At 50.7% G+C, this 481-nt stretch carries 1 pseudogene; it reads left to right on the top strand.

The window, feature by feature from the left end:
• Positions 1-16: 16 nt before the first annotated feature.
• Positions 17-481 (top strand): annotated as a pseudogene (locus tag ACNARN_RS18640) (RTX toxin); the annotation flags it as partial.

Genomic DNA, 481 nt, shown 5'->3' with positions numbered 1-481 from the left:
AGTAACTGCGGGCAAAGTGTCAATAGATATTCCGAAAGACGCAGTACAAGACGGTCAAAATAGCGTAGGTGTCAGCTTGTCACAAGGTAGTAATCCAGCTAAACCAGGGAATAAAGTGGAATTTGCTGTTGATGGACAAATTCCAGGCGACACCGACGGTGACGGCGTGGTAGATACGACTCCGGTGGTGACCATTCCAGAAGCAGCTGACGGCGTGAATGCCGACGAGCTAAAAGACGGCGTACAAACCGAAGTGACCGTGCCAGCAGGCAGTGCGGAAGGGGATAAACTCACCCTGACGATCACCAAACCTGATGGTAGCACTGACACCGTTGAACATACGCTGACGGCAGATGAAGTGACAGCGGGTAAAGCCGAAGTGACTATCCCTGCGGATAAAGCAACTCCGGATGGCAATTATTCTGTGAAAGCAGAAATTACCGATCCTGCGGGTAATACGAGTGGTGAGGGTAAAGCAACA

It is taken from the genome of Proteus sp. TSJ240517, from assembly GCF_047921575.1.
In the GTDB taxonomy this organism is placed as follows: Bacteria; Pseudomonadota; Gammaproteobacteria; order Enterobacterales; family Enterobacteriaceae; genus Proteus.
The sequence above is the reverse complement of the archived record's forward strand: the minus strand, read 5'-3'. Positions and strand labels throughout refer to the sequence as shown.